The 26,736-nt window shown below is 67.9% G+C and carries 29 protein-coding genes; 14 read left to right on the top strand and 15 right to left on the bottom strand.

Annotated features, from left to right (window positions below):
* Positions 1-46: 46 nt before the first annotated feature.
* Complete coding sequence (locus ACWGE0_RS19945) at positions 47-532, bottom strand: hypothetical protein (protein WP_452262376.1); 486 nt, start codon at positions 530-532, stop codon at positions 47-49.
* Between the two features lie 46 nt (positions 533-578).
* Positions 579-1,556, bottom strand: a complete 978-nt coding sequence (locus ACWGE0_RS19950) for an LLM class flavin-dependent oxidoreductase (protein WP_452262377.1) — start codon at positions 1,554-1,556, stop codon at positions 579-581.
* Between the two features lie 38 nt (positions 1,557-1,594).
* Here ACWGE0_RS19950 and ACWGE0_RS19955 point away from each other — a divergent pair, with 38 nt between their 5' ends.
* The 5 genes from ACWGE0_RS19955 to ACWGE0_RS19975 are packed head-to-tail and all read left to right on the top strand — an operon-like array spanning position 1,595 to position 4,250.
* Complete coding sequence (locus ACWGE0_RS19955; protein WP_452262378.1) at positions 1,595-1,864, top strand: GNAT family N-acetyltransferase; 270 nt, start codon at positions 1,595-1,597, stop codon at positions 1,862-1,864.
* Between the two features lie 21 nt (positions 1,865-1,885).
* Positions 1,886-2,890 carry an MBL fold metallo-hydrolase gene (locus ACWGE0_RS19960; protein WP_452262379.1) on the top strand — a complete coding sequence of 335 codons (1,005 nt, stop codon included), beginning with the start codon at positions 1,886-1,888 and terminating at the stop codon, positions 2,888-2,890.
* A complete protein-coding gene (locus ACWGE0_RS19965) occupies positions 2,887-3,612 on the top strand; it encodes a lysophospholipid acyltransferase family protein (protein WP_452262380.1) in 726 nt (241 codons plus the stop codon). Before ACWGE0_RS19960 ends, ACWGE0_RS19965 begins: the two co-directional genes overlap by 4 nt.
* Positions 3,609-3,761 (top strand): hypothetical protein, encoded by a 153-nt coding sequence (locus ACWGE0_RS19970; RefSeq protein WP_319963605.1) that lies wholly within the window; start codon positions 3,609-3,611, stop codon positions 3,759-3,761. Before ACWGE0_RS19965 ends, ACWGE0_RS19970 begins: the two co-directional genes overlap by 4 nt.
* A gap of 48 nt (positions 3,762-3,809) precedes the next feature.
* Complete coding sequence (locus ACWGE0_RS19975; RefSeq protein ID WP_452262381.1) at positions 3,810-4,250, top strand: ClpX C4-type zinc finger protein; 441 nt, start codon at positions 3,810-3,812, stop codon at positions 4,248-4,250.
* Here ACWGE0_RS19975 and ACWGE0_RS19980 read toward each other — a convergent pair.
* Genes ACWGE0_RS19980 through ACWGE0_RS19990 form a run of 3 tightly spaced genes read right to left on the bottom strand, consistent with a single transcriptional unit; the run spans position 4,225 to position 7,323 of the window.
* Positions 4,225-4,665 carry a response regulator gene (locus ACWGE0_RS19980; protein WP_452262382.1) on the bottom strand — a complete coding sequence of 147 codons (441 nt, stop codon included), beginning with the start codon at positions 4,663-4,665 and terminating at the stop codon, positions 4,225-4,227. The genes ACWGE0_RS19975 and ACWGE0_RS19980 overlap by 26 nt on opposite strands.
* Positions 4,658-6,181, bottom strand: coding sequence for a sensor histidine kinase (locus ACWGE0_RS19985; protein WP_452262383.1), 1,524 nt, complete (start codon positions 6,179-6,181; stop codon positions 4,658-4,660). The genes ACWGE0_RS19980 and ACWGE0_RS19985 overlap by 8 nt, the downstream gene beginning before the upstream one ends.
* Entirely contained in the window at positions 6,178-7,323 is a 1,146-nt protein-coding gene (locus ACWGE0_RS19990) for a PP2C family protein-serine/threonine phosphatase (RefSeq protein ID WP_452262384.1), read from the bottom strand. Before ACWGE0_RS19990 ends, ACWGE0_RS19985 begins: the two co-directional genes overlap by 4 nt.
* 66 nt (positions 7,324-7,389) lie before the next feature.
* Between ACWGE0_RS19990 and ACWGE0_RS19995 the strand changes: the two genes are divergently transcribed.
* The gene (locus ACWGE0_RS19995) at positions 7,390-7,890 is read left to right on the top strand and encodes a GNAT family N-acetyltransferase (protein WP_452262487.1); all 501 of its coding nucleotides are present in this window, start codon (positions 7,390-7,392) and stop codon (positions 7,888-7,890) included.
* On the opposite strand, the gene ACWGE0_RS20000 is transcribed toward ACWGE0_RS19995, so the two are convergent.
* The 4 genes from ACWGE0_RS20000 to ACWGE0_RS20015 form a co-directional block, all read right to left on the bottom strand.
* Positions 7,825-8,295, bottom strand: coding sequence for a YkvA family protein (locus ACWGE0_RS20000; RefSeq protein WP_452262385.1), 471 nt, complete (start codon positions 8,293-8,295; stop codon positions 7,825-7,827). The two genes, ACWGE0_RS19995 and ACWGE0_RS20000, sit on opposite strands and share 66 nt — an antisense overlap.
* A 14-nt stretch (positions 8,296-8,309) precedes the next feature.
* Complete coding sequence (locus ACWGE0_RS20005) at positions 8,310-8,720, bottom strand: hypothetical protein (RefSeq protein ID WP_452262386.1); 411 nt, start codon at positions 8,718-8,720, stop codon at positions 8,310-8,312.
* An 82-nt stretch (positions 8,721-8,802) separates the two neighbouring features.
* Complete coding sequence (locus ACWGE0_RS20010; RefSeq protein WP_319963612.1) at positions 8,803-9,546, bottom strand: anti-sigma factor family protein; 744 nt, start codon at positions 9,544-9,546, stop codon at positions 8,803-8,805.
* A complete protein-coding gene (locus ACWGE0_RS20015; protein WP_045315736.1) occupies positions 9,543-10,112 on the bottom strand; it encodes a sigma-70 family RNA polymerase sigma factor in 570 nt (189 codons plus the stop codon). The genes ACWGE0_RS20010 and ACWGE0_RS20015 overlap by 4 nt, the downstream gene beginning before the upstream one ends.
* 113 nt (positions 10,113-10,225) lie before the next feature.
* On the opposite strand from ACWGE0_RS20015, the gene ACWGE0_RS20020 reads away from it, so the two are divergent.
* From ACWGE0_RS20020 to ACWGE0_RS20040, 5 genes are all read left to right on the top strand, one after another.
* Positions 10,226-10,825, top strand: a complete 600-nt coding sequence (locus ACWGE0_RS20020) for a hypothetical protein (protein WP_452262387.1) — start codon at positions 10,226-10,228, stop codon at positions 10,823-10,825.
* 80 nt (positions 10,826-10,905) lie between these two features.
* Positions 10,906-11,619, top strand: a complete 714-nt coding sequence (locus tag ACWGE0_RS20025) for a DUF4142 domain-containing protein (protein ID WP_452262388.1) — start codon at positions 10,906-10,908, stop codon at positions 11,617-11,619.
* 162 nt (positions 11,620-11,781) lie between these two features.
* Positions 11,782-12,609, top strand: a complete 828-nt coding sequence (locus tag ACWGE0_RS20030) for a 4Fe-4S domain-containing protein (protein WP_452262389.1) — start codon at positions 11,782-11,784, stop codon at positions 12,607-12,609.
* Complete coding sequence (locus ACWGE0_RS20035; protein WP_452262390.1) at positions 12,606-13,994, top strand: NAD(P)/FAD-dependent oxidoreductase; 1,389 nt, start codon at positions 12,606-12,608, stop codon at positions 13,992-13,994. Before ACWGE0_RS20030 ends, ACWGE0_RS20035 begins: the two co-directional genes overlap by 4 nt.
* A 416-nt stretch (positions 13,995-14,410) precedes the next feature.
* On the top strand, positions 14,411-16,534 hold the full coding sequence (locus ACWGE0_RS20040; protein ID WP_452262391.1) for a fibronectin type III domain-containing protein: 2,124 nt from the start codon (positions 14,411-14,413) through the stop codon (positions 16,532-16,534).
* A 46-nt stretch (positions 16,535-16,580) separates the two neighbouring features.
* On the opposite strand, the gene ACWGE0_RS20045 is transcribed toward ACWGE0_RS20040, so the two are convergent.
* Both ACWGE0_RS20045 and ACWGE0_RS20050 read right to left on the bottom strand, forming a co-directional pair.
* The gene (locus ACWGE0_RS20045; protein ID WP_452262392.1) at positions 16,581-17,474 is read right to left on the bottom strand and encodes a helix-turn-helix domain-containing protein; all 894 of its coding nucleotides are present in this window, start codon (positions 17,472-17,474) and stop codon (positions 16,581-16,583) included.
* A 143-nt stretch (positions 17,475-17,617) separates the two neighbouring features.
* A complete protein-coding gene (locus tag ACWGE0_RS20050) occupies positions 17,618-18,559 on the bottom strand; it encodes a beta-ketoacyl-ACP synthase III (protein WP_452262393.1) in 942 nt (313 codons plus the stop codon).
* 80 nt (positions 18,560-18,639) lie between these two features.
* On the opposite strand from ACWGE0_RS20050, the gene ACWGE0_RS20055 reads away from it, so the two are divergent.
* Positions 18,640-19,242 (top strand): TetR/AcrR family transcriptional regulator, encoded by a 603-nt coding sequence (locus ACWGE0_RS20055; protein ID WP_452262394.1) that lies wholly within the window; start codon positions 18,640-18,642, stop codon positions 19,240-19,242.
* Here ACWGE0_RS20055 and ACWGE0_RS20060 read toward each other — a convergent pair.
* The 4 genes from ACWGE0_RS20060 to ACWGE0_RS20075 all read right to left on the bottom strand — a co-directional run bounded on the left by ACWGE0_RS20060 (position 19,229) and on the right by ACWGE0_RS20075 (position 23,146).
* A complete protein-coding gene (locus ACWGE0_RS20060; protein WP_452262395.1) occupies positions 19,229-19,951 on the bottom strand; it encodes an alpha/beta fold hydrolase in 723 nt (240 codons plus the stop codon). The two genes, ACWGE0_RS20055 and ACWGE0_RS20060, sit on opposite strands and share 14 nt — an antisense overlap.
* Positions 19,948-20,412, bottom strand: coding sequence for a hypothetical protein (locus ACWGE0_RS20065; RefSeq protein WP_452262396.1), 465 nt, complete (start codon positions 20,410-20,412; stop codon positions 19,948-19,950). Before ACWGE0_RS20065 ends, ACWGE0_RS20060 begins: the two co-directional genes overlap by 4 nt.
* Positions 20,413-20,446: 34 nt before the next feature.
* The gene (locus ACWGE0_RS20070; protein WP_452262397.1) at positions 20,447-21,211 is read right to left on the bottom strand and encodes a hypothetical protein; all 765 of its coding nucleotides are present in this window, start codon (positions 21,209-21,211) and stop codon (positions 20,447-20,449) included.
* 297 nt (positions 21,212-21,508) lie between these two features.
* Positions 21,509-23,146: a C39 family peptidase gene (locus tag ACWGE0_RS20075; protein WP_452262398.1), complete on the bottom strand. Its 1,638-nt coding sequence runs from the start codon at positions 23,144-23,146 to the stop codon at positions 21,509-21,511.
* A 63-nt stretch (positions 23,147-23,209) separates the two neighbouring features.
* Between ACWGE0_RS20075 and ACWGE0_RS20080 the strand changes: the two genes are divergently transcribed.
* Together ACWGE0_RS20080 and ACWGE0_RS20085 are read left to right on the top strand one after the other, a co-directional pair.
* Positions 23,210-25,759: a BTAD domain-containing putative transcriptional regulator gene (locus ACWGE0_RS20080; RefSeq protein ID WP_452262399.1), complete on the top strand. Its 2,550-nt coding sequence runs from the start codon at positions 23,210-23,212 to the stop codon at positions 25,757-25,759.
* Entirely contained in the window at positions 25,756-26,736 is a 981-nt protein-coding gene (locus ACWGE0_RS20085; protein WP_452262400.1) for a methyltransferase, read from the top strand. Before ACWGE0_RS20080 ends, ACWGE0_RS20085 begins: the two co-directional genes overlap by 4 nt.

A 26,736-nucleotide genomic window follows, 5' to 3' on the forward strand; every position in this document is an offset into this window, starting at 1 on the left:
GAAACGATATTTCACTGCTGCGGCAATGTCTTCAGCCTTCGGAGGACTACGCCGTCAACTTCCGTCGCATGGGGACGGTCGGTTCCATCAGCCATGAAACCAATTCCACGCGCAGGCCTTCGCGCAACGCGTTCTCGGCGAGCCAGTGGTCCACGTCACCGAGGTAGGCGCTCGCCGGTCGTGGCCAGCACGCCAGCCATTCACCGAACGCCGCGTTGAACGCGATAGGGCCGCCCGGCGGTCGCACGCCGAGCACGAGCACGGGGTCCTCTCCGGTGGCCAAAGAGGCGGCGGTGTCGTACACACCACCGAAGAGGATCCGATCCGCACCCAACTCACGGGCTTTGTCCGCCACCCCGAAAAATGCCGACCCGCGCCCGTGTGCGCGCACCACCAACTGGTGCGCACGGAAGTCGGTGTCGAGGAACTCGTCGGCGTACGTGCCGTCATCGGCCAGCACCAGCACGTTGGTGCCGTCGGGGAGCGCCCCGACCTGCCCAGGATGCGTGATACCGATGACGTTGATGCCCACGCCCGCAATCCTGCCGAGTTCGTGTTAACCCTTGGCACCGGTGGCGTTAAACAAGTTTCGGCAGCACTTCCGCGCCGAACAGCCGGATCGTCTCGATGACCGACTCGTGGGGCATGCCCCCGATGTCCACCATCACCAGGTGCGTGTCGATGGACAGGTGGTCCGCCAACGCGTTCAGCCGCGCCGCCACCTCGTCCGGCGTCCCGCACACCGCGGAACCGTCCATGATCGCGTCGACGTCGATGTCGCCGTCCCCGCGCCACGGATCCGCGAACCGCGCGTACTCGGCGAGGTGCGGCCGCCACCGTTCGCGCGCGTTGTCGTTCGCCACGAACACGTGACTCGGCACGCCGACCCGTCCGCCGGGGAAGTGCTCGCGGTAGCGCTCCACGACCTCGCGGTAGATCGACGGATCCCGCAGCGTCGACGGCAGCATCAACGGCATCTCCAGCTCGGCCCCGAGGTCCGCCGACACCGCCGACCCCGAACCGATCCACACCGTGGGTCGCGGCGTCTGCACCGGCCGTGGGGTGGTGGTCACGTCACTCAGCTGGCCGCGGAACTTGCCGTCCCAGCTCACCGACGGCTCCTCCAGCAGCTTGAGCAGCAACCGCAGATGCTCCTCGAACCGCGCCCGCAACTCGCCCGGCTGCACCCCGAACGCCGCGTCGGTCTGCTGGTCGACGCCACGCGCCACGATCAACTCCGCGCGGCCGTTCGACAGCACGTCCAGCGTCGCCAGCCCCTCGGCCACCAGCACCGGGTCGCGGTGGGCCAGCAGCGTCACGCCGGTGGACAGCCGCAACGTCGACGTCCGCGCCGCCACCGCCGCCAGCAGCAACTCGGGCGCGGACACGATGTAGCGGGTGAAGTGGTGCTCGCCGATCGCGACGCCCGCGAACCCCGCCTCCTCGGCGACCACCGCCTGCTCGACCATGGCGCGCAGCCGGTCGGCCTGGGGCACTTCCTCGCCCGTGCACGGATTGGGCAGGTGGTCACCCAGGATGAGCAGGTAGACGTCCATGCGGGCCATTTTCCATCGTCCGGGGCAAGATGGTTGACATGGTCACCAACAACGAGGCCGAGAGCCGCTACGAGATCCACGTCGAGGGCGCGCTCGCCGGGTTCCTGGAGTACCGGATCATCGGTGACGTCATCGCTCTCGTGCACACCGAGGTCGACGAGGCCTACGCCGGCCAGGGCCTCGGCGCCCAGCTCGCGAAGTACGCGCTGGACGACGCGCTTGCCCGTGATGTCAAGATTTCCCCGTTGTGCCCGTTCGTGGCGAAGTACATCGACAAGCATCCGGAATACCGGGTTACTATCCGGTAAGGATAGTTGCTGTCGCTAACAATGAGGTGGGCGAGCGTGTGGAGTGAGCCGGGCGCGTTCGAGGTGGCACCAGGTGTGCACCGCATTCCGCTGCCGCTGCCGAACGACGGGCTGCGCGCGGTCAACGTCTACGCGATCGAGGACGGCGACGGTCTCGTCCTGGTCGACTCGGGCTGGGCGCTCGACGAGGCCCGCGACCAGCTCGAAGCCGCGCTCGGGACGTTGAACAAGGGCTTCGAGGACATCCGCCGCTTCCTCGTCACGCACGTGCACCGCGACCACTTCACGATGGCCGTGTCGTTGCGCCGCCTGTTCGGCAGCAAGATCGCCCTGGGTTTGGGCGAGCAGCCGTCGCTGATGCACATGCTGCACGGGCAGGACGACCAGCACGTCGCCGACCTGCGCAAATGGGGTGCGGGCGAGCTGGCGGAGACGTGGATCAAGATCATGCACCACGTCGACCGCGGTGAGGCTCTGCGCGACTACGAGGAGCCGGACGAGTGGCTCACCGCGTCGACGCTCGACCTCGAACACCGCAGGCTGGAGGTCGTCCCGACACCCGGCCACACCCGCGGTCACGTCGTGTTCGTCGACCACACCGCGAAGGTGCTCTTCTCCGGCGACCACGTGCTCCCGCACATCACGCCGTCGATCGGCTTCGAGCCGTTGCGCCCGGAACTGCCGCTGGGCGACTACATGACGTCGCTGCGGCTCACCCGCGCGTTGCCGGACCTGAAGCTCCTGCCGGCGCACGGCCCGGTGACCGACAGCTCACACGCCCGCGTCGACGAGCTGTTGCAGTTCCACGAGCAGCGGCTGGAAGAGATCCTGAGGGCCGTGAGCGGCAGTGCGTTCGAGACCGCCCGCAAGATCGGCTGGACCCGCCGCCAGCGCCGGTTCGACGACCTCGACATGTTCAACCAGGTGCTGGCCATCGGCGAAACGGCCGCGCACCTCGACGTTCTGGTCGAACGTGGTGAATTGACCCGAACGGACAACGCCGGCGTGCTCGAATACCACTCGTGACACCGCTCGAGCTGGCCTCCTGGACCTGGAAGATGCCCCGCAGAGGCCGGGGATTCTGGTTCTCGCTGGCGATCGACGTGCTGTGGCCGATCGTCGTGCTGTTCGTGCGCCTGCGGGTGCGCGGCAAGCAGCACGTGCCGGGCAACGGCGGCGTGATCCTCGCGTTCAACCACCTCTCCAACTCCGACACGGTCGCGGCCGTCGTGTTCGCGCTGATGTCGAGGCGGGTGCCGCGGGTGCTCGCGAAGGCCTCTCTGTGGCGCACACCGGTCATCGGGTGGGTCATGCGCTCCGGTGGTCACATTCCGGTCGAACGGGGCACTGTGAAGGCCTCAGAGGCTCTCAGGCCCGCCGTGGACGCGCTGCGCAAGGGGGAGTGCGTGATGGTGTTCCCCGAGGGCACGTTCACCACCGACCCCGACCACTGGCCGATGAAGGGCAAGTCCGGTGTCGCGCGAATGGCCCTGGAGAGCCGCGTCCCGGTCGTGCCGGTGGCCGAGTGGGGCACGCAGGAGCTGCTACCGAGGGGCACGATCCTGCCGAGGTTGTTGCCGCGCAAGAACATCGAGGTGGTCGCGGGCGCGCCGGTAGACCTGTCCGACCTGTACGACCGCGAGCTGACGGCGGAAGTGCTGGAAGAGGCCACCGCGCGAGTCATGGACGCCATCACGACGATGCTGTCGGGCATACGTTCCGCACAAGCGGGTAGCCCGAAGGCATGACTGCGTTAGAGGAAGTACTTGTCAGCAAGGACGTCGTCCGTCCGGGCGGGACGGGCATCTGGGCACCGGTCGTCCCCGAACCGCGTGAAGCCCAGCAGTGGGTGGTGCAGGCGGACGACGATCCGTCGATCGTGCGCAGCCTGGACTGACCGACTGACTGTCTAGCTATCCTAGACGCGTCTAGGTACGCTAGACGCATGACTCTCGACGAGGAACTACTGGCGGCGGCGCGCAAGGCCGCCACCGTGTCGGCCGCTGCTCAGGACCAGGCCGACATCGCCAAGGCCGTCTACCACCACTCCGTGCTGCGGCTGCACCGCGCCGGAGGGTCGATGCGCGAGATCGCGGAAGCGCTCAAGATCAGCCATCAGCGCGTGCACCAGATCGTCGAGCAGTCCAAGCGGACCGAGCGCTGCTGGTTCTGCGGGCGCGGCGCCGACGAGGTCGACAAGATGATGGCCGGGCCGGCCGCGCTCATCTGCGACATCTGCGTCCGCGAGGCTCAGGTCGCCGAGACCGGTGACTGCTCGTTCTGCAGCGCGACCAAGCCGGTCTACCAGGGGGCCGAGGCGCAGATCTGCCGGTCGTGCCTGGACTTCAGCGCCGCCGTGATCAGCGGGGCAGCTTCACCACAGTGACGAAGAAGTCGTCGATCTGGCGGACGACCTCGATGAACCGGTCGAAGTCCACCGGCTTGGTGACGTAAGCGTTGGCGTACAGGCTGTAGCTGCGCAGGACGTCCTCCTCGGCCTCCGAGGTCGTCAGCACGACCACGGGGATCGACCGGAGCTCGGCGTCGGCCTTGACCTCGCTCAGCACCTCGCGGCCGTCCTTGCGGGGCAGGTTCAGGTCCAGCAGGATCAGCCCCGGCCGCGGTGCGTTCTCGTACCGGCCCTGGCGCCGCAGGAACTCCAGCGCCTCCACACCGTCCTTCACGACGTGCAGCGTGTTGCGGATCTTGTGGTGCTCGAAGGCTTCCTGGGTCATCAGGGCGTCGCCGGGATCGTCCTCGACGAGCAGGACGTCGATCACGTTCAGCGGAGACTCAGACATGTACTTCCTCAGCTTGTGAGACCAGTTCGGGGACAGCGGGCAGGGTGAACTCGAACCTGGAGCCGGAGTCCACATCGGTCTTCAGCCAGATGGTGCCGCCGTGGTACTCGACGATCTTCCGGCACATCGCCAGTCCGATGCCCGTGCCCGGATAGGCGTCCTTCGGGTGCAGACGCTGGAAGATGACGAAGATCCGGTCAGCGTACTCCGGCTCGATCCCGATGCCGTTGTCGTGCACCGAGAACTTCCACATCTCGCCGTCGCGCTCGACCTCGATGGTGACCACCGGGTCCGACGGGCCCTTGAACTTCAACGCGTTGCTTATCAGGTTCTGGAACACCGCGCTGAGCAGAGTCGGCTCACCACGCACGGAAGGCAGGTCGTCGGCGACGACGACGGTGGCACGGGTCTCCTCGATGCGCTCGGAGAAGCTGTCCACGACCTGGCGCACGATCTCGTCGAGGTCGATGACCATCTGCTCGCGGGTGATGCGGCCGACGCGGGAGAACGCGAGCAGGTCGTTGATCAGGCCCTGCATCCGCTTCGCGCCGTCGACGGCGAACTCGATGTACTGGTCGGCGCGTTCGTCGAGCTGGCCGCCGTAACGTCGTTGCAGCAGCTGGCAGAACGACGCCACCTTGCGCAGCGGTTCCTGCAGGTCGTGCGACGCGACGTAGGCGAACTGCTCCAGCTCCGCGTTCGAGCGTTGCAGCTCGGTCTTCGCCTCGTCGAGCGTGGCGAGCTCCTGCACGATCCGGCGGCGCATGGCGTTCACGTCCTCGCCGAGCATCACCGTCTCGCGTGGACCGTTCACGTCGATCTCGTGCTGGAAGTCGCCGGACGCGACCTGCCGGACCTCCTCGGTGAGCTTCGACAGCGGGGCGACCAGCAGGCGGTGCAACAGCAGCGACAGCCCGCCGATCACGGTGACCAGCAGCACGCCCATGCCGATCACCAGCCACAGCACCACGTTCGCCGCCTGGTCGAGCTCCGCGCGGGACTCGCGCCCGAGCTGGGCGATGTCGCCGTCCAGCGCCGCGGCCTCGGTGCGGAGCTGGTCGAACAGCACCTTGCCGCGGTCGATGTCGTTGGTGGGCGTGATGGTGGGGCCGGACAGGCGGATGCCGATGATCGTGGGTTCCGCGTACTGCCCGCGCCACTGCCGTGCGAGCTCCTCGATGCGGCTAACCCGGCCGTTGACGTCGCCGACGAGGCGGCGCACGCCCTCGGCGGCCTCCACCTCGGCCGCACGTCCGTCCGTGTACGGCGTGAGGAAGGCGTCCTCGGCCGTCAGCACGAAACCGCGCAGGCCGGTCTCCTCGTTGAGCAGCGCGCGGTTCAGGTCCTTCGCCCGACGCCCTGCGGGTTCGATCTGGTCCATCGACCGCGCCCGCGTGTCGCCGAGCGCGTCCAGCGCCACGACGGTCGAGGCGATCGCCACCGCCGTCATGGCCAGCAGGACCGCGACGATGCCGATCAGCAGTCGACTCGCTGGCAACTTCTCCGGCAGCGTCACTTTCCGTCCCTCAGCAGCAGAATGGCCACATCGTCGTCGAGCGCGCCACCGTTGAGCTCCGTCACCTCCGCGATGACGGAGTCCATCCAGTCCGGGCCGGTCTGCAGGTGCCTGTGCAGGATGTCGCACAGGCGCTCGACACCGAGCCGGTCGATGTCGTCGGGTACCCGGCCCTCGATCAGTCCATCCGTGTAGCACGCCACAGCCCAGCCGGGCGGCAGCTGCACGTCCACTCCGGTCCACGCGTAGTCGGGCAGCACGCCGAGCGGTACCCCGATCTTCGAGGGGGGCAGGTCCACGATCTGCTTGCCCACCAGCAGCAACGGTTCGGGGTGCCCGGCGAGGAAGTAGCGGGCGGAACGCCGGTCCGGTGCCACCGTGACCATGCACGCCGTGGTGAAGATGCCGTCGCCGTGCCGTTCCGCGACCAGTACCTGGTCCAGCGTCCGCAGCACCTTCTCCGGTGACGCGCCGGAGAGCACCAGCGCGCGCCACGCGATGCGCAGGCAGACACCCAGCGCGGCCTCGTCCGGGCCGTGCCCGCAGACGTCGCCGATGATCGCGTGGACGGTGCCGTCCGGCATGCCGACCGCGTCGTAGAAGTCGCCGCCGAGCAGCATCCGCTGGCCACCGGGCTGGTAGCGGACCTCGAGGTCCAGGTCCGAGTTCTGCAGCAGCGGGGGAGGGAGCAGGCCGCGTTCGAGGCGGGCCCGTTCCGAGGCGAGCAGCTCGGCGTCGCGCAGCAGGCGCTGGGCGTCCTCGGCGCGGCGCCGTTCGACCGCGTACCGGACGCCGCGCAACAGCAGTTCGCCGTCGACCTGGCCCTTGATCAGGTAGTCCTCGGCACCGGCGGCGACCGCCTCGATGCCCTCGCGCTCGTCGTCGAGCCCGGTCAGCACCAGGATCGCCGGCGCGTTCTGCCTGCCGAGCAGCCGGTGCAGGCCCTCCAGCCCCTGTGCGTCGGGCAGGCCGAGGTCGAGCAGCACGCACTCGGCGTCGCCGAGCATCCGTTCCGCCTCCGCGAGCGTGCCCGCCCGCGACAGGATGAAAGGTGCGCTCGCCTCGTCGAGCAACGCCTCGACTAGCAGGGCGTCGCCATCGTCGTCCTCGACCAGGAGGACCCGCACGGTCTTCGTTCGCATCAGGTCGGAACTTTAACGTTATTGGGCTGCGGGGTCCGCGTCCGACCTACCAGGATGTCGGGCGTGTTGATCCGTCTCGCCCAACCAGCCGAACTGCCGTACCTCCAGGAGATCGAAAACGCCTCCGGAGCAGCGTTTCGCGACATCGGAATGCCCGAGATCGCGGACGACGACCCGATGTCCCTGGAGGACCTCGCCGAGCACGACGTGTGGGTCGCCATCGGCGCTCAAGGCGTGCCGGTCGCGTTCATCGCGGTCGGCGACGTCGACGGTGCGACGCACGTCCACCAGGTCTGTGTGCATCCATCGCACGCGCGCCAAGGGATCGGTGCCGCGCTGATCGAGCACGTGACCCGCGGTGAGCGCGCTGTGACGCTGACGACGTTCCGCGACGTGCCGTGGAACCAGCCGTACTACGAGCGCCTGGGGTTCCGCGTCGTGGACTTCCGGACCGTGACCGAGACTTCTCCCGGCCTGGCCGAGATCATGCGCGAGGAGGCCTCACGGGGCCTCGATCCCGCGACCCGTGTCGCGATGGAGCTTCTCCCAGCGCAGGAACGACCCTGAGGTGATCGACAGGCTGCTGAGCAGCCACACCAGCACACCCGCGTCGTCGGTCACACCGATCACCGGCAGGAACTCCGGCAGGAAGTCGATCGGCGACACCAGGTAGACCAGCGCCACCGCCCACATCATCACCTGGCTGCGCGGCAGCTCCGGATAGTTGCCGCTGCGCCAGGCCTTCCACAACCGCGGCAACGCCTTCGCGCGCTGGATCGGGTTGCCGACCGGGCCGGGGCCGTTCTGCGCGCGCTTGCGGCGGTTGCGCAGGACTCCCAGGACTACGAACACCAGGCCCAGCGGGATCAGCACCCAGCCGACGACGGCGGGGCTCAGGCCACCCAGGCTCGCGGTGCGGAACAGCAGGATCAGCAGGCCTGCCAGTGAGATGAACGATCCGAAGACGACCATCTGCGCTGGCTCCTTTAGCTCGGCTCCTGGAAGAGCATCGTCGGAATGGCCTTGTGGGGCTGCTTGAGCTCCTGAGGTTCCGGCTCGCGCAGGTCGATCACGGGTTCGGGTTCCTCAACGGGAACCTCTTTAACCGCCGGCTTGCGCGCCGCCTTCACCGGCGGGGGCGTGACCGTGTCCAGCGCGACGCGCGCCTTGGCGATCCACACCTTCTGCATGGCCTCGTCCTTGCTGCCGGCCGCGGTCGCGCTGAGTCCGGAGAGGACACCGCGGATGCGTGGTACCAGAGCTGGATGACGCCGGATCGCCTGCCACACCGCGTGATCACCCGGTAGCCGGGCGGACACGAGCCGCGTGACCTGCGCGCGCAGCTCCTCAGTGGACAGATCGAGCCAGCGTTCGACCGCTGACGGGCCTATAGCCACGTGTAATGCCTCCCCAAAACGACAACCGCCCCTACAGGATCTCACGGATCCGGCAGGGGCAGTGGTCTGGTGTCGGGAAGTGTCAGGAAGCGACGACCTCGAGGAGCGTCTTGCCGTTCTCGTCGACGATCCGGAACGTCGCGATCTCGTGCCAGCGCATGGCCACGTTCGCCTGCAGCCGGATGGTCTTCCGGTCGCCCGCCACCGGTTCCGGCGCGTACCAGGACGTGACCTGGGCAACGCGGCCCGCACGGCCCACGGCGACGAGAGAACCCCTGCTGGGACCGGACATGCCGCTGACCTCGATGTCCATCGAGGTGCCCCACGGCTCGTCGGAGGCGGTGATCTTCGTGAAGACACCGCTGTTGGGGTCCTGCTGCTGCACCTTCATCGACGAGTCGGTGGAGTTGTTCGCCACAGGAGTCTGCGACGTCGTCGTGTTGGTGTTCGGTCCGGCCGCCTGGTTCGAGCCGTCACCGCTGCCGCGCACGACGAGAGTCGTTGCGACGATCGTCACCGCCACGATGCCGGCGGCGGCGGCCGCGACACCCTGGGCGACGAACCACCGCCGGCGCTTCCTGCGCGCCGAGACGGCGTCCAGCATGACCCGCACCGACTTGCCGTCCGGGCGTTCCGGAGCTGTTCCGCGCAGCATTCCGCCCGCGTCGGCCTCGTCGATGAGGTCCGGCACCACCGCGAAGTCGCGCAGGTCAAGAGCACACCGCCGACATTCGGTCAGGTGGTTCTCGAACGCCTCCACCTCATCGGCATCGAGGATGCCGAGCACGTAGGCGGCGACGTCGAGGTGATCTGGTGCCGTTGTCACCGCGTCTCTCCCCGATCGTGCAACGCACGCCGCAACGCACGTAGCGCGTAGTACACCCTCGACTTGACCGTTCCCGGTGGCACACCCAGTGCCGCCGCGGCCTCACCGACGGTGCGGTCCCGCAGATATGTCTCGAGAATAGCCTCCCGATGCTCTTCAGAGAGACCGTTCATCGCCTCAGCGACGACGATCGCCGCGAGGGTGCGATCCTCTTCGCTGCCGGAGGGCGACTCGTCCGAAGGGGTCAGTTCGAACTCCTGCGGACGGACGCTTCTCTTACGCCTGTCGTCAATGACCAACCGCCTTGCCACCGTGAACAACCACGACCGCAAGAGCACGGGGTCACGCTCGAGTTTCTCGGCGTTGCGCCATGCCCTGACCAGGGTTTCCTGCACGATGTCCTCGGCCCACTGACGATCATGGCCCGTCAACCTCATGCAGTGTCCCAGCAGGGCACTGCCGAATTCCTCGTACAGCCGACGGATCAACTCTTCCTCGAGAGACCCCGGTCTTGGTGATTGCTCGTCTAACTCACGTTGACGTCTATGCCGCGCCACGGGGGACATCCTTGCCCTATCAACCGTCTCAAGTCGAGAGGCAAATATTCCTCACGAAGTTCGTGAACCGTTGCCGGAACGTGTCCGTACTCCTCGGTACCCCCGCCGAGAAAGGACTGCCGATGCGACGTGGACCAGCCATCACCGCCCTGGCGGCACTGGCTATCTCCCTCACGGCGTGCGGTAGCACCCAGACTCCCCCCGGGGGCGAGGCCGCTCCCGGTGCCTTGAAGGCGAACGCCGCTGATCTGAGCGGCGCGAACCTGTACTTCATCTCGAACACCGAGCAGATGGGGTGGTTCGTCACAGACGCCGACGGGCTCCCGCTCTACCGCTTCGACAAGGACGTCCCGAAGCCGTCCAAGTCCAACTGCGAGGGCGAGTGCGCGAAGACGTGGAAGCCGGTCCTCGCGGACAAGGCGCCGATGGCGACCGGCGTGGACCCGATCTCGATGGGCGTCCTGACCAGGCCGGACGGCACCAAGCAGCTGACCATCGCGGGTTTTCCGCAGTACACCTACGCCGAGGACAAGGCCGCGGGTGACATGAAGGGGCAGGGCAAGGGCGGGACCTGGTGGGTCACCGCTCCCAACGGCGCCAAGATCACCGGCGGAAAAGCGCAGAACAACAGCAACAAGAGCAGCAGCACACCGAGCACGTCCCCCAGCTCCGGCGGCCAGACACCGCAGTCCGCGCCACCTCCGGCAGCGCCCGGCTACTGAGTGCCTCGCTCCTGGGCCTCACTGCTCGAGCCCCCGAAATCCCCCTACCGACTCCCTTGGACAACGAGGACATCAAGACGATGACCAGAGCCCTCGCCACCGTCTTGGCGATGTTGTTCCTCTTCTCCTCCGGCCTGGCCGCCACGGCTGCAGCGCAGCCCGCGGACACCGGGGGAGTGATGGACACCCCGAGCGGACCACTGACCGCGAACGACCGCGAACTGCTGAACAAGGTGCGCCAGGCAGGCCTGTGGGAAATGCCCATGGGTGAGCTCACGGCCACCAAGGCGTCGAACGCCAGGGTCAAGCAGATCGGCAAGATGATCATGCTCGACCACATGATGCTCGACAACCTGACGAAGAAGACGGCCGCGGGGTTCGGACTCACCACCCCGGACGTGCCGAACCCGTCGCAGCAGTCGTGGATGGACGAGCTCAACGGTCTCGAAGGAGACGCGTTCGACCAGGCCTTCGTCGCCCGGTTGCGGGCAGCGCACGGCCAGGTCTTCAACTTCATCGCGAAGGTGCGCACGCAGACCCGCAACGACACCATCCGCGGGTTCGCGCAGGCCGGCATCGACGTGGTGATGAAGCACATGACGTTGCTGGAGAGCACTGGTCTCGCGGGTGACGCGTCGTTCGCGGAACCCCAGCCCGCCGGCGGCATCATCAACGCCAGCCTGGCCTCCGACGAGGGGCCGAACATGTGGGTGATCCTCACGGTCACCGCCGCGGGAGCGGTCCTCACGGTCCTCCTGCTCCGAGTACTCCGCCCGCGACGACCGGTGCGGTGAGTCTGCAAGACCCCGTTAGGCAACGGGAAACGGAGGTGGTGTCCCAAGGTCAGAGGCACTCCAACGCGGACCTGTTCCCACCCGCCCGGCCCTGATGTGTCCACTCCTGCACGACAGGACCGGGCGGGTTCCCGCGAGAAGTTCTTTCCGGAGGAAGAGTTGTTGTCCAGCCAGATTCCGCTCCTGGTGGCCCAGGCGTCCGACTTCGACAGCGGCGTCAAGAAGATGGCCCAGATCTCCGCCAGGCTGGCTTATGTCCTGATGTGCGCCACCTTGTCCTGGGGTGTGCTGATCGCGACCGGATGGGCCGAGAAGCTCACCGGGCGTGAAGGACTGAAGAACGGGCACATGGTGCTCGCCTCACTGGCGATCGCGTTCGGATGTGTCCACGCGTTCGCTTTCACACTGCTGCAAGGCGCTCCGCTGGGCGTCATCAAGCTGATCCTGCCGTTCGTCGACGGCGGCCTGTTCCGGCACGCGCTGGGCATCCTCGGCCTGGAGGTCATGCTCGCGATCGCCGTACTGGCATCGATGCGACACAAGGTCTTCTACCGCAAGTGGTTGAGGTTCCACCAAACGGCGTACATCGCGGTGACCATCACCGTCGTGCACTCCTGGTTCGGCGCCATCGCGAACGGCAACCTGTCCGTTCTCTGGCTGGCCGGCCTCACCGTCCTCGTCCCCACCGCGACCCTGGCACTGGCCCGCTTCCTGCCGCCCGAGGTGCTGATCCGCATCGGCATGCTCGACTCCGAGCGCGGCAAGGAACCCGGCGTCGGCGAAGGCGACGCGATGGACGTGAGCGTCAACAACGAGAAATGCCACCGCTACGGCACCTGCCAGGCGGAGGCCCCGGATGTTTTCCAGTTGATCGAAGACAACCGCCTGACCTACAACCGCCGGCCGCCGGAGGAGCACTTCGCCCAGGCCCGAGCGGCACAGCGTGCGTGCCCGATGCGCGCGATCGAGATCAGGGAGCGAGTGAAGTGAGCGAACGGATCGTGGTCGTCGGCGGCGGGCTCGGAGGAGTCCGTTCCGCGGAACGGCTGCGGGAGATGGGTTTCGACGGGCAGATCACGATCCTGTCCGCCGAGCGGCACCTCCCGTACCACCGCCCTTGCCTGTCGAAGCAGATGATCACCGGAGAGTGGACCCCGGACGACTCGTTGCTGTCGTTCTCCAGTGACCTCGATGCCGAATGGATGTTGAACTCCCCGGCCCTGCACCTGGACCCGAAGACGCAGTCCGTCTGGGTGCCCGGCGGCCAGGAGATCAAGTACGACGGCATGATCATCGCTACCGGCGTCGACGCCAGGGCGATGGGCGGAGCTCCGCGCCACGACCCGCGGGTGCACGTGCTGCGGACGTTGGACGACGCGGTCGCGATCCGCAGGAACATCCGGCAGTCGCAGGGCCTCGTCGCGGTCATCGGCGGTGGGTTCATCGGCTGCGAGCTCGCGTGTTCGATTCGTCACATGGGCCGCGACGTGGCCCTGATCGTGCGCTCGCCCGCGTTGCTGGGTGGCGTCGTCGGTGACGACATCGGCAAGAAGATCACCGAGGCGCACGTCGAGCACGGTGTGAGGCTGGCCACCGGTGTCGGCATCAAGCACTGGGTGCGTCAGCCCGGCGGCATCGGCATCCACCTCTCGGACGGCCAGGTCTTCTTCGCCTCGTGCGTCGTGCTGGCCGTGGGCGCCTCGCCGGCCGTCGACTGGCTGCGCGGCTCCGGCCTGGTGATCGAGGACGGTGTGCTGTGCGACGCCACGAACCACGTGGTCGGCGCCGAGAACATCGTCGCCTGCGGTGACGTGGCCCGCTGGCCCAACATGCGCTTCAACGGAGTGGTGCGCCGAGTCGAACACTGGCTCAACGCCGTGGAGGGAGGCCGTGCCGCGGCCGAGAACCTCCTGGTGGGCAGACAGCACGCCAAGGCGTACACGCCGGTACCCCGGTTCTGGACCGAGCAGTACGGCATGCGCGTCCAGGGCGCCGGCCTGCCCGTGCTGGGCACCGACACCACGGACGTCAACGGCCTCACCGGCTTCATCGCCGACGGCAAGCTCGTCGGCATCGTGGGTCTCGAATCGCCGGGCAAGATCATCACCGAGACCCCGGAACTGTTCCGTCAGAACCAGGTGGACCCGAACCGCTCGGTCTGGACGCAGCCAGAGGTCGAGGAGACCCCTGCCGCCGCGGCCGTCCCGGAGGCTCTGCCCACCACCCAGATTCCGGTTCCCGAACCGGTCGCCGCCCGCGCATCATCGGTTCCCCCGTCAGTCTCGTCGTCGATGTCCCCGCCTTTGCAGCGGCGGCGGCATTCACGTTCGAGGCCGGAGATGGTGCGAGTGGGCGGAGGACGCGCGAGGCCTTAACCAGGTCAGGAGGTTGTGTGCCTGCCGGCACAGGGCAAGCGGTGACGAGCGAACTCCGACGTCGCTGTCGTGGCCAGGTGGCGGACCGATGACGTCACGCGGCGATGCGCTCGATCCCGCGCCGGCAGGCTGAACCTCCATCTCGTGCGTCACCAACGGTGTGGCGGCTCGGCGGGCTCCCGAGCCGTCACACCGGCCTCGTTTCGGGGTGGCGCTGTCGGCGTCTGCAAGTACTACCAACTCAAGATCATCGGACGTGTAGCTACACCCAACAGGCTGGATGGTCGCGTGCGCGGCGATTCTGGCGAAACAAATCAGTGAAATCCCCGAACTGAACTGTTAAACGCGTTCATGGCTGTCCGCGGCCGGGTTCCCGGACATATTTTTCCGGAACCCTGCCTGAAGGAGTTCCAGCCATGCAATTGCGCAGAATCATCGCCGCCGCGTGCGGACCGGTCCTCGCGATCGGTGTCCTAGCGGTAATCCAAGGCAGCCCAACGGCGGCCGGACAACCGGACACACCAGCCGTCCCACCCGCAGCCGTGAACGGTGTCGCAAAAGCGTTGGGCATTTCGCCGCAGCAGGCGCGCACCCAGCTCACTGCGCAGGACGAGGCGCACAAGCGGTTCAAGAGCCTGCCGGCGGCGCTGGTCGGTCAGCTCGCCGGCCACTGGTTCGACGCGGAGGCCGGCGCGCTGATCGTGGCGGTGACGAGTGACGAGGCCGTCGCCCAGGCGAAGGCACAGGGGGTCAGGGCGACCAAGGTTCAGCGGAGCAAGGCGGACCTGGACCGGCAGCTCGATGAGGTGCGGGCGCTGGTCGGCAACGGCGTGCACGGGGTGTTCAGCTGGGGCGTTGACGTCAAGAACAACCAGGTCAGCGTCACGGTCAACACGACCAGGAAGACGCAGGCCACCGAACAGTTCCTGAGCGCGGTTAGGAATCGAGGGGTCAAGGTCGTCGAGACCGACTCCCAGCAGCGGCAGCAGGCCGGGACCGTGCAGACCGGCAGTCCGTGGTGGCCGGGGTCGGAGTCGAACTGCTCGGTCGGGTTCGGTGCGACGGATGCCAACGGGGGCAAGCACTTCCTGACCGCCGGGCACTGCACGAACGATGCGAACCAGGCCGCGTACGGGCAGAGCGGGCAGCAGAACCGCGTCGGCACGTCGAACGTGGGTGGCTCGCGCAGTGTCAACGCGCGGGAGGGCGACATGGGTGTCGTCGCGGTGACCGAGGCCGGGTGGAACCTGTCCGCCGCGGTCAACACGTGGGGCGAGCCCGCGATCACGGTGACCGGGTCGGCCGAGGCGATGGTCGGCGACCGGGTCTGTCACTCGGGCAACACGTCCAAGTGGAAGTGCGGCGAGGTCAAGTACACGCACAAGGCCGTTGACTACGGCGGCGGGCTGGTCATCGAGGACATGACGTGGACGACGGCGTGCTCGCTCGGCGGCGACTCCGGTGGCGGGTGGCTGCTCGGCGACAAGGCGGTCGGGCTGCACGACGGCGGGCCGTCGCAGTGCGTGCAGAACCCGTCCGACGACGAAATGTCGATCTTCCAGCCGGTCAACGAGGCACTGCAGAAGTGGAACCTCACGCTGGTCACCGGGGGTTCGAACGACACAACGGCACCCAGCGCGCCGGGCAACCCGCGGTCGACGGGAACCACCTCGTCCAGCGTGTCGCTGCAGTGGGACGCGTCGACGGACAACGTTGGTGTGACGGGTTACGACGTCTACAACGGCAGTGCGCTCGCCACGACCGTCACCACCACCAACGCGACGGTCACCGGGCTCAAGCCGGACAACGCCTACACGTTCACGATCAAGGCGAAGGACGCGGCCGGCAACGCCTCCGCGGCCAGTGCGGCCGTCAGCGCGCGCACGCAGCCGGGCACGGCGGACGACGAGCCGCCCACGACGCCCGGAAACCCCAGGTCAACGGGTGTTACCGCGTCCAGCGTGTCGCTGGCGTGGGACGCGTCCGTCGACAACGTGGGCGTCGCGAGCTACGAGGTGTTCAACGGCGGTGCGCTGGCCACGACTGTCACCACCACCAACGCGACGGTCACCGGCCTGACCGCGGACACGGCGTACTCGTTCACCATCCAGGCGACGGACGCGGCGGGCAACAGGTCGAAGCCCAGCCCGGCGGTGTCGGCGCGCACGTCACCCGGCGACACCGGCGGCCGGACGTTCAGCAACGACACCGACTACCCGATTCGCGACTTCCAGGTCGCGGTCAGCGCGGTGCGATCCACCGCGACCGGGACCGCGAGCAACCCGATCACGGTCAAGGTGGGCGCCACGCACACCTGCCTGGAAGACCTGAACGTCACGCTGGCGGCACCGAGCGGCCGCTGGTACCCGCTGCTGCGGACGCCGGGAGGCAACTACTCCTGCACTCCGTTCCCGGCGGGGAAGACGTTCACCGTGGTCCCGGCGGCAGGGGAGGCCGCGGGCGGCACGTGGACGTTGCGGATCGGGGACAACGGCCCCGGTGACGTCGGCGTGCTGAGCAGCTGGTCGGTCACGCTCTGACGACGATCAGCTGAAGGGCGGGTCCCGCATCCCCGGCGGGGCCCGCTCACCAGCTCCACTCGAACCCGTAGCAGCCCGGCCCGAACCTCAGCGCGACTCCGATCACGGAGTTGCCCTCGTCGAGCCGCACCCGATGCGACTGCCGCGTGCCGTCGACGTCCTGCACGTACTGCGTGCAGGTGGCGGGCAGCGCGGCGGCGTCGAAGTTCACCTCCAGCGCGTACTCGTGCACCGGGCGGCGGAACTTGCGCTCGTAGTTCGTCGCCGGCGGATATGGCGCGCGGTTGACCAGCTCGTGCTCGGTGATGACGCTCTGGCCGCGGCGCAACGGGGCGCGGAACAGCAGTTCGGCCACCAGCAGGCCGTCGTGCGGGCGGGTGACCACGCGGCCGAGCCGGCAGTTGCGCAACGGCCTGATCAGCGGCATCGGCCGGTCGTGCTCGTCGAGGTGCAGGATCACCACCCACCGGTCCGGGCCGTCCTCCTCCGCGCGCAGCACCTGCCGTGACACGTACGAACGCTCGCCGCGCTCCGGCCCCACGGTGACGTGGTCGTGCTGGCTGATCCGGGTGAGGCGGACGTCCCAGCGCGTGTCGACCTCGTCGACCACGTCGTCGATCACCGACGGGACCGGCCACAGGGCGCTGATCGCGTTGTCCTCGCGGCGCCTGCCCCGGTGCGCGGGCGCGGCGAGCAGTTCGGCCAGCGTGCCGGGCTCGAGCGCGAGCACGTCCTCCAGGTGCCGCAGGGCCACCAGCGACGCGCGCCGCTCCGGCTGGCTGCGCCCGGTCTGCCAGTAGCTCAGCGTCGCCAGGCTCACCGACACGCCCCGGCGGGCCAGGTGGTCGCGGATCCGTTCCAGCGACAGACCGCGCGCCGCGATGGCCGCGCGCAACGTGTCGGCGAACGTCGGGTTCGGCTCGCAGGGCGAGATCGACATGACGCCTCCTCGTGGCCGTGAGTCGTCCGACCGTATTCCGGAGGATGGCGCAAGGGAAGACTTAACTTAAATGTGAACAGCGCAGTCAAGAGTTAGGCGTGCGACGTGAAAACAATGCGATTGATGCCCTCTCTTGGCTTTTGCTACGGGCAGGTGATGACCTGGCCGGCCCACGAAAGCCCGCCGCCGAAGGCGAAGAGCAGCACCGGCTGGCCGGACGGCAATTCACCGCGTTCGACCATTTTGGACAGTGCGAGCGGCACCGAGGCGGCGGAGGTGTTGCCGGAGCCCACGACGTCGCGTGCGATCACCACGTCGTCGCGCAGCTTCAGCTTGCGGGTCATGGCCTCGATGATCCGCAGGTTGGCCTGGTGCGTGACGACGCCGGCGAGGTCGGTGGTGGCGATGCCCGCCCGTTCGCAGGCCTGCGCCGCGACGGCCGGGAGTTCGCTGGTGGCCCAGCGGAAGACGGACTGCCCTTCCTGGGCGAACCGCGGCTGCCACTCGTCGACGAGCCGCACGGCGTTGTTGCGGGTGGGGTCGGAACCCCAGGTGACGGGTCCGATCTGGGCGTCGTCGGAGGCGCTGATCACCGCGGCGCCCGCACCGTCGCCGAGCAGGATGCAGTTGGCGCGGTCGGTCCAGTCGACCAGGTCGGACATCTTCTCGGCACCGATGACCAGCGCGTGCCGGGCGGCACCTGCGCGCAGCGTGTGGTCGGCGGTGGCCAGCGCGGTGCAGAAGCCGGCGCAGGCGTTGTTGAGGTCGAAGCAGACCGCGCTGGGAATGTTCAGCCTGTTCGCGACCTGCGCGGCGATCGAGGGACAGCGGTCGACGGCGGAACAGGTCGCGACGATGACCTGGCCGATCTCGGAGGGCTCCAGCCCGGACGCCGCGAGCGCCTTGGCCGCCGCTCCCGCCGCCATGTCGGTCACCGACTCGTCGTCCGCGATGCGCCGGGTCGAGATGCCGGTCCGCTGACGGATCCACTCGTCGCTGGTGTCCACCATCTTTTCCAGGTCGGCGTTGGTCAGCACGCGTTCGGGCTGGTGATGGCCGAGCGCGACGACACGGGATCCGGACACGGTGAACTCCTTCGGCGAGGCTGCGACCCGGCGAATATAGCAACCGATCGGTCGGTAGCTAAAGAGGTTAGGATCTCATTGTGAGCCCGCGCAGATCGGTTGCCGACACCCTCGAGACGCGGCAGCGCATCCTCGAGCACAGCCTCGCCATCGCCTCGGCGGAAGGGCTGGAAGGCCTGACGATCGGCCGGCTCGCCACCGAACTGGGCATGAGCAAGGCCGGTCTGCTGGGCCATTTCGGCACGAAGGAGACCCTGCAACTAGCGGTCGTCGACCAGGCGGCCGAAGTCTTCCAGCGCGAGGTGCCGGGCCGCGTCAAACAGGCACCGTCCGGCCTGCCGCACTTGCGAGCGGTCTGCGAGGCCTGGGTCTCCTACCTCGAACGCGAGGTGCTGCCCGGCGGCTGCTTCTTCACCGCCGCGACCACCGAGTTCGACGGCCGCAGCGGCCGCGTCCGTGACGCGCTGGCCGGCATGAACGCGTTGTGGCGCAGGGACCTCCGGATCCACATCCGCCGCGCGATCAGCTTCGGCGAACTGCCCGCGGACACCGACGTCGACCAGCTGATCTACGAGGTGGTCGGGGTCATGCTGGCCCTCAACCACTTCCTCCAACTGGAGCACGACAGCACCGCGCCGGCCCGCGCCCGCCTCGCCCTGGACCGCCTCTTCACCGTGCGATGAAGTCGTTGACGATCGCGGCTGTTCGCGCGGGCTGCTCGAACACCATGCCGTGCGTCGCGTCGATCTCGCGCACCTGGACGTGGGGACACGTCAACGGCAGGTCGCGGCGCAATCCGGCGCGATGGGCGTCCATCAGCGGCAGCAGGTCTGGTGGTACCGGCAGGTTCTTCGTGGCCAGCACGAGCAGGAACGGAGCCTTGACGTCGGCGAACACCGGCAAGGCGTCCAGGAACTCCGGTGCCGTGCGCAGCGCGTCGGTGATTTTGCGGTTCGGCCGGGTGATCGTTTGCTGCTGGGCGGAGAAGATGGCGTTGAGCTTCGCGAGGTCCGCCTCGACCTGGTCTTCCGGCATTCCGGCGTAGTTCGCCGGATCTGTTGCGGCGGAGCGATGTCCGTCCAGGCTCACCGCCGCGGGGCACTCGGGGTGCCGGCGCGCCCACATGCCGGCGAGGATGCCGCCCAGCGAATGTCCGATGACGACCGGGTTGTGGAGTCCGAAGTGGACGGTTGCGGCTTCGAGGTCGTCCAGCACCGCCTCCCACTCCCACGGCCCGTCGGGCGACTCGCCGTGCCCGCGCAGGTCGACCGCGACTCTTCGTCCGTTCAGTTGCGGCGCAAGCGTTTCCCACGCCTCTTTGCTGCCGCCCGCGCCGTGCAGGAGCAGGATCGGCGGCCCGTCGCCACCGTGATCGGTTGCCGCGAGGTTCACGGTTCTCTCCTCAGTCCGAGCCGTGCGCGAATCGAGGCGACCGTGACGCCGCCGTCGGGGTGGCGGAGCAGCTTGTTGCGGTTGACCAGGTCGTGGACGCCCTGCCGGGTGATGCCGAGCATCGCGCCGGCCACCGCGAACGACACCACGTCCTTGCTGGGGTGACCCGCGCGGCGTGCGGTGACGCGGCCCAGCGGCGTCGCCCACCACGCGTCGGGCGGGTCGAACGCGGTGTCGCCGGGGTAGAACACGGAGATCAGGCGGATCGCCACCTGCCTGGCCAGTGCGTCGTCCTCGCCGAGCAGCTGGGCCGCCCACATCTCGGCGTCGATCTTGACCTGTTCGCACAGCTCGTCGAGGTCGGCTTGCGGCAGGAGGATCTCCAGCGGGTCGAGCAGCCGGATCCTGACGAACCGGGTCAGGTCGTCTCTCAGGTCCACGTGCTCCGAGGTGGTCGCCACTTGACAGACCATAGCAAGTACTTGACGCCTGGCGTCAAGTACTTGGCGACCGGTCCCGGATGTTCAGCTTCATGCCAACTCGTGCGCCGGCGGTAACGCGGTGGGCCGTGAGGCTGACCTCCTCGCGCTTGTTGGAATTGATGCGCCGCTGGATCGAGTACCGTTCGGCTCCGTTTTTGAGTCCAATGCTGTCGAAATGGGCGCTGCAGCCGGGCGGTAATACAATGGTGTACTGAAGTGCTTGAGGCCCCGGTGTGAACTTCTTCACGAATTCATCGGTCAAGCCTTGTGTGAACGGCAGGGATTTTGCCGGCCAGCTGAAATCGGCGGCCACGTGGATCTTCTTGCCCTTGGCGACCGGTTCTCCCAGGTGAAGTGCAACTTTCAGTCGCCCTTGCGTGAGCCAGTAGGATGTGACGTCGAACCGACTTTTGTTCTCTTCTTCGACCTGCACCTCCGACACATGTAGGCGAGTGTTCTTCTTGTGTTTTTCGGGCCAGTCCCATCCAGGGCCTTCCCAGAACGTCAAGAAGTGCAAGGCGTCGACGTTGGGAATCGCGGTGAATTCTATCCTTTCGTGTGTGTCGCCGTTTGCTTCGATGGTTGTGAGCTGACGCCAGCTGGTGACGGTGCACGTGTAGTTGTGGCGCTCGTGAAGTATGTTGTAGTAGTACAGCAGTGATTTTCGGTCGAGTTCGGCCCGGTGTTGCCGCTTCAGTTTGCCTGCAATGAGGGACGAGAACATGGTCGACAATGTGGCTCTGCTGATGATGTGACTGTTGCTCGTCCAAAACGTCATCGGCTAATCCTTCGGGTGCAGGGGTGTCCTCCGTCGTTGCTGTCAGAGTATGTGCAAGGCGAGTGCGGGTGAATCAGGTTCATGCGGATGGACTGTGTCGGAGTGCTCCTTTTCGGTGATATTTGTCCGATTTGAATGGTCAGCTGACTACGATCGCCGCGTTGGAATTTGCCGCCGTGGCGTTTTCTCAGTCGATTTGATCTCCCTTGGCGTTTGATCTGGCGTGTTGGGGCAAGATCTGGATGGCGCAGTGCCCGGCTCGCATGACATTTGCGAGCCGGGCACGCACTCGTCAGATCACGCCGCCCACATCTGCACAGGTGCGATGTAGTTCCACGTGTAGAGCTGGTTCGCGCCGTCGTAGCTGCCGTCGGTGCCCGCGCCGTAGGTGTCGTGGACGTAGAACGAGCCGTTGTCGTGGTAGCCGATGACGACGGACAGGTGGCCGGAGGTCGAGCCCCACGTGCCGCTCATGATGACGAACTTGCCTTGGTCGAGGAACGCGCGGACCTGGGCCGGGGTGAAGTTGCCCTGCTGGACGGCGGCGCCGTTGCGGGCCAGGAAGTCGCGCTCGGACTCCCAGGAGGCGCAGGGGCGGGCCGGGTTGCCGCCGCAGTAGTAGCCGGTGATCCAGCCGTGGGCGCCCTTCCAGCTGCCGGTGCGCGACCAGTCGTTCATGGCGCGGTTGAAGGTGGTGCCGCGGTTGGAGAACTCGTCGGTGATGTAGCGGCCCCACTTCGAGTAGTGCGAGGACGGTTGCGAGACCTGGACGCCGAACTCGTTGGGCAGCTGGTAGGTGACCAGGTCGATCACCGCGCTGGTCGGGCCGCAGGAGGAGTTGCCGTTGAACTCGTTGCGCGTGTCCCACAGCTGGTGGATGTACTCGGCGCGGTTCAGCCGGCCCATCGTGGTGACCTGACCGTCCAACGAAGCCGCCTTCAAACCAGCGGCTTTCACATAGCCCTTCGCAGGGCTGCCGATGACGGCCTCACCGCCATCAACACCGGTCAGCGCGTAGTTGAACGACAGGCCCTCGACCACCCGCGACGCTTTGCGAGTGGCCAGGTCCTGCACGTAGACGCCGTTGAGCCCGGCGAACTGGTCGGGCCCGAGCGTCTTGTCGGACACGCAACCCATGACCTCGTACGCCACGCGCGAGCCGTCGGTGCTCCACACCGCGCTGCGGTAGTGGTGGCGGGTCTCGCCGATCAGCGACCGGACGTCACCGTCCTCGGAGACCAGGCCCAGCCACTGCGGGTCGGCGCCGCCGCAGCGGTAGATCTCGTTGTGCTTGATGAAGCTGACGTGTCGTTTGCCGCGCACGTCCACGAGCTTGAAGTCGCGGTAGAGCGCCGTCGCGTCTGAGGTGACCAACGGCTTGGCGGCGCCGGACTTCAGGTCGAACCGCACGAGCGAACCCACGAAGGTGCTGTCGTCGGCCGCGTCCGGGTGTTCCACGGCGAGCAGGCCGGTGCCGTCGGAGGTGAAGCCGAGCAGCTGGGGCGCACGGCCCTTGAGCTTGCCCACGGAAACACCGTCGACCACCACGTTCTCGCCGTCGGCGTAGGCCAGGGCCGAACCGTGGAAGACCGCCGACGAGATCGCGCCGCGAGCCACGAAACGAGACTTCCCGTAGCGGTCGAAGGTCTGCAGGACAGCACCGGACGTGCCGTCGAAGTCGGAGATCACGGCGGCCTGGGTGCCGTCGGCCGAGGAGGTCGAACGGACTGTGTAGGCAGGGTCGCTGACGTTGACGGTGGCTCTCTTCACGCCACCGACGAGCACGTCGTAGGCAGCGCCGGAATGCACGGCACCCGCACGGACGGCGAACGACTGGGACGGGCTCTCGGAGTAGGGCTCGACAGCCTGGGCGGGGGACACGGCTGCGGCCAAGGTGCCGAGTGCCACCACCAGAGCCAGTGAGGTTTTCGTCATGGGTCAAACGTGATGACGCGTGGCATGTGTCTGGTATGCGTCCGGTAGATACGATCAGGAGTTGTGGAGTTCCGGGTGCTCGGGCCGGTGGAGTGTTACGCCGATGACGGCGTGCGCCTGAGCCTTGGGCCGCCCAAGCAACGGGCCGTGCTGGCGCTGCTGCTCGCGCAACCGGGGCGGGTGCTGTCGGTCGATCGGCTGATCAGCGTGCTGTGGGACGACGCGCCGCCCAAGACGGCCCTCAAGAACCTCCAGGTCTACGTCTACCAGCTGCGCAAGATCGTCGGATCACGGCTGCTCTCGCGCCCACCGGGCTACCTGATGTCGGTCGACCCTGCCGAGCTCGACCTCACCCGGTTCACCGAACTGCTCGACGTCGCCCGCCGGGAACGCACGCCGCAGCGCTATCGGGAGGCACTCGCGTTGTGGCGCGGGCCCGCGTTGGCCGACCTCGCCGCGTCCGGGCTGCTGCGCGGGGTCATCGCGCAGCTCGAGGAGTTGCGGCTGGCCGCACGGGTCGAGTGCGCCGAGGCGGAGCTCGACCTCGGCCGGCACGTCGAGATCGTCGCGGACCTCAACGAGTGGGTGCGCGAGCACCCGTTGAACGAACGCCTGCGCGAACAGCAGATGGGCGCGCTGCACAAGGCGGGACGGCCGGCGGAGGCGTTGGCGGCCTACCAAGAGTGCCGAAGGGTGCTCCTGGACGAGCTCGGAGTCGAGCCGGGCGAGTCGCTGCGCAGGCTCCAGGCCGAGATCCTGCGGGCGAAACCCGTTGGTGTGTCGGCGATCCGGCAGCTGCCGCCGGACGTGGTCACGTTCGCCGGACGGTCGCGCGAGCTGAGCCTGATCAAAGCGCAGACCCGCCGCCAGGACCGGGTGGCGGTGTGCGTGATCACCGGGCAGGCGGGCATCGGCAAGTCCGCGCTCGCGGTCAGGGCGGCGCACGAGATCGCCGCGGGTTTCCCGGACGGCCAGCTCTACGCGGACCTCTCCGACGGCGCCTCCGACCGGATCCTCAGCCAGTTCCTGCGCGCTCTCGGTGAACGGCCCGGCGACGAGGAAGCCCTGCGCTACCGGTCTCTCACCGCTCAACGACGGCTGCTCGTGGTCCTGGACAACGTCGCCACCGCCGCCCAGGTCAAGCGCCTGCTGCCGACGGGCCCCGGCTCGGCCGTGCTGATCACCTCACGCCGCCCGCTCACCTCGCTCGACGGCGTCTCCTACGTCAAGCTCGGCGCCCTGCCGTTGGAGGAGGCCTTCCAGCTGCTGGAGGGCGTTGCCGGGAAGGTCGACGACGCGGCCGAACTCGTGCGCTGGTGCGGCGGACTGCCGCTGGCACTGCGGATCGCGGGGGCCCGGCTCGCCGCCCGTCCACAGTGGACCGCGCCGTTGCTCGCCGCGCGGCTGGCGGACGAGGCGCGCCGGCTGGACGAGCTCCGGCTCGGTGACGTGGCGGTGCGGTCGGCGTTCGAGGTCAGCTACGCCGAGCTGGGTTCCCCTGCCGTGGCGCGGGTTTTCCGGCTGATCGGGCTGCTCGACGGACCGGACTTCGCGGTCGCGGCGGCACGGGCGCTGACCGACGTGCCGGACGTCGAGGAGCTGCTCGCCGAACTGGCCGACGCGCACCTCGTCGAGGAACCGGTGCCGGGCCGGTTCGCGCTGCACGACCTGTTGCGCCTCTTCGCCCGCGAACGCTGCCGCGGCTCGGAGTCGTCGGAGGAACGGTCGTTGGCGCTGGAACGGCTGCACAAGCACTACCTGGAGGCATTGGCGGACAACCCGACGGACCTCTGGCTCGCCGAGGAGCGCGACAACCTGATCGCCGCCGCCCACCAGGCCTCGCCGGCCGACGCGGTCGCGTTCGCCGCCGGGTTGTCCTGGTACTTCCGCCGCCGCTCCGAGGTCGCGGACTGGGCCGCGCTGAACACCCTCGCGCTGGAAGCCGCCCGGTCACTGGGGGACATCCGAGCGGAAGCGTTGGCGTTGAAGGAACTCGGCGCCGCCTGCGAGCGCGGGTTCAAGTTCGCCGAGGCGCAGCAGCACTGGGCGGCGGCGCTGACGCTGGCCCGCGCGCTGCACGACCGCCAGCTCGAAGCCGTGACGCTCAACAACCTCGGCATCGTGCACTGGCGCCGCCGCGACCTGCCCGCCGCGCTGACCTCGCTGGGAGCCTCGCTGACGTTGCGGGAGGAGTTGGACGACTCCCAGGGCGCCGCCTACGTGCGCACGAATCTGGGGCTGGTGCACGCGGCGCTGGGCGATCTGCCGGCCGCGCTGGTCTGTTACGAGGAGACGCTGACGACGTTCCGCGGCTGCGGCGACCGGTCCGGCGAGCTGCACGCGTTGGCGAACATGGCCGACGCGCACCGCCAGCTCGGGTCGTTGGACCGCGCTCTGGAACTCGCGGAGGAAGCGCTGCAGCTGGCACGTTCGGTGGGGGACAGGCAGATCGAGGCGGGCGTGCTGCTCGATCGCGGCATCGTGCACGAACTGGCAGGTCGGACAGCGGAGGCCAAGCAGTCCTACGGCGAGGCCGTCGAGTTGTCGCGCCGGATCGGGTTCCGCTGGGGCGAGTCGGAGGCGTCACGACGATTGGCGGGGATGAACGGATGAATCCGGGGCTGCTGATCGAACTGACGACCGGGTACTGGCGGTTCAAGGCGATGGCGGCCGCTGTCGACATCGGACTGTTCGCCGCCGTGGATCGCCGCGGTGCAGCCACTTCCGCCGAACTGGCCGCGGACCTGGGTCTCCAGTCGCGCCCGCTGCGCGTGCTGTTGAGCAGCAGCACGGCTCTCGGGTTCCTCACCAAGGACGGCGACCGCTACCGGAACGCCCCGGTCGCGGCGGAGTACCTGGTTCCCGGCAAGGAACAGTACTTCGGTGGATTTGTGCGGTACAACGACATGGTCGGCTATCCCGCCTGGGGCCGCTTGCAGGAAGCGTTGCGCACCAACGCTCCCACGACTTCGCACGCTTCGTTCATGACCTCGGACCCGGTGGTGCTGGACAACTTCTGGGATGCGCTGTTCGCGATCTCATCGTTCACCGCGATGGCACTCGCCGACGCCTACGACTTCGGGCGCCACCAGAACCTGCTCGACCTCGGTGGCGGGATGGGTCCGTTCCCGGTCGTGCTGTGCGAGCGCTATCCGGACCTGCGCGCGACCGTCTACGACCTCCCGCACGTGGCGGAGAAGGCGCAGGCGAAGGCCACGGACCGGATTTCCGTGCACGCCGGTGACTTCCTCGCCGACGAGCAGTTCCCGGTAGGGCACGACGTGATCCTGCTCAGCATGATCCTGCACGACTGGGACGAGCGCACCTCGCGCGAAATCCTGGGAAAGTGTTACGCCGCACTACCTCCGGGTGGCGCGATCATCATCTGCGAGCTGGTGCTGGACGACGACGAGACCGGCCCGCCGCTCGCCGCGCTGATGGGCCTCAACATGCTGGTGGAGACCGGCGGCGGGCAGAACTGGACCGGCGCCGAGTACCGCGAGTGGCTCACCGGCGCGGGTTTCCGGGACATCACCACGATTCCGATGCTTTCGGCCGGAGCGAACGCCGCGATCGTCGCCTACAAATAG

The sequence above is a fragment of the Lentzea sp. NPDC054927 genome (assembly GCF_053610285.1).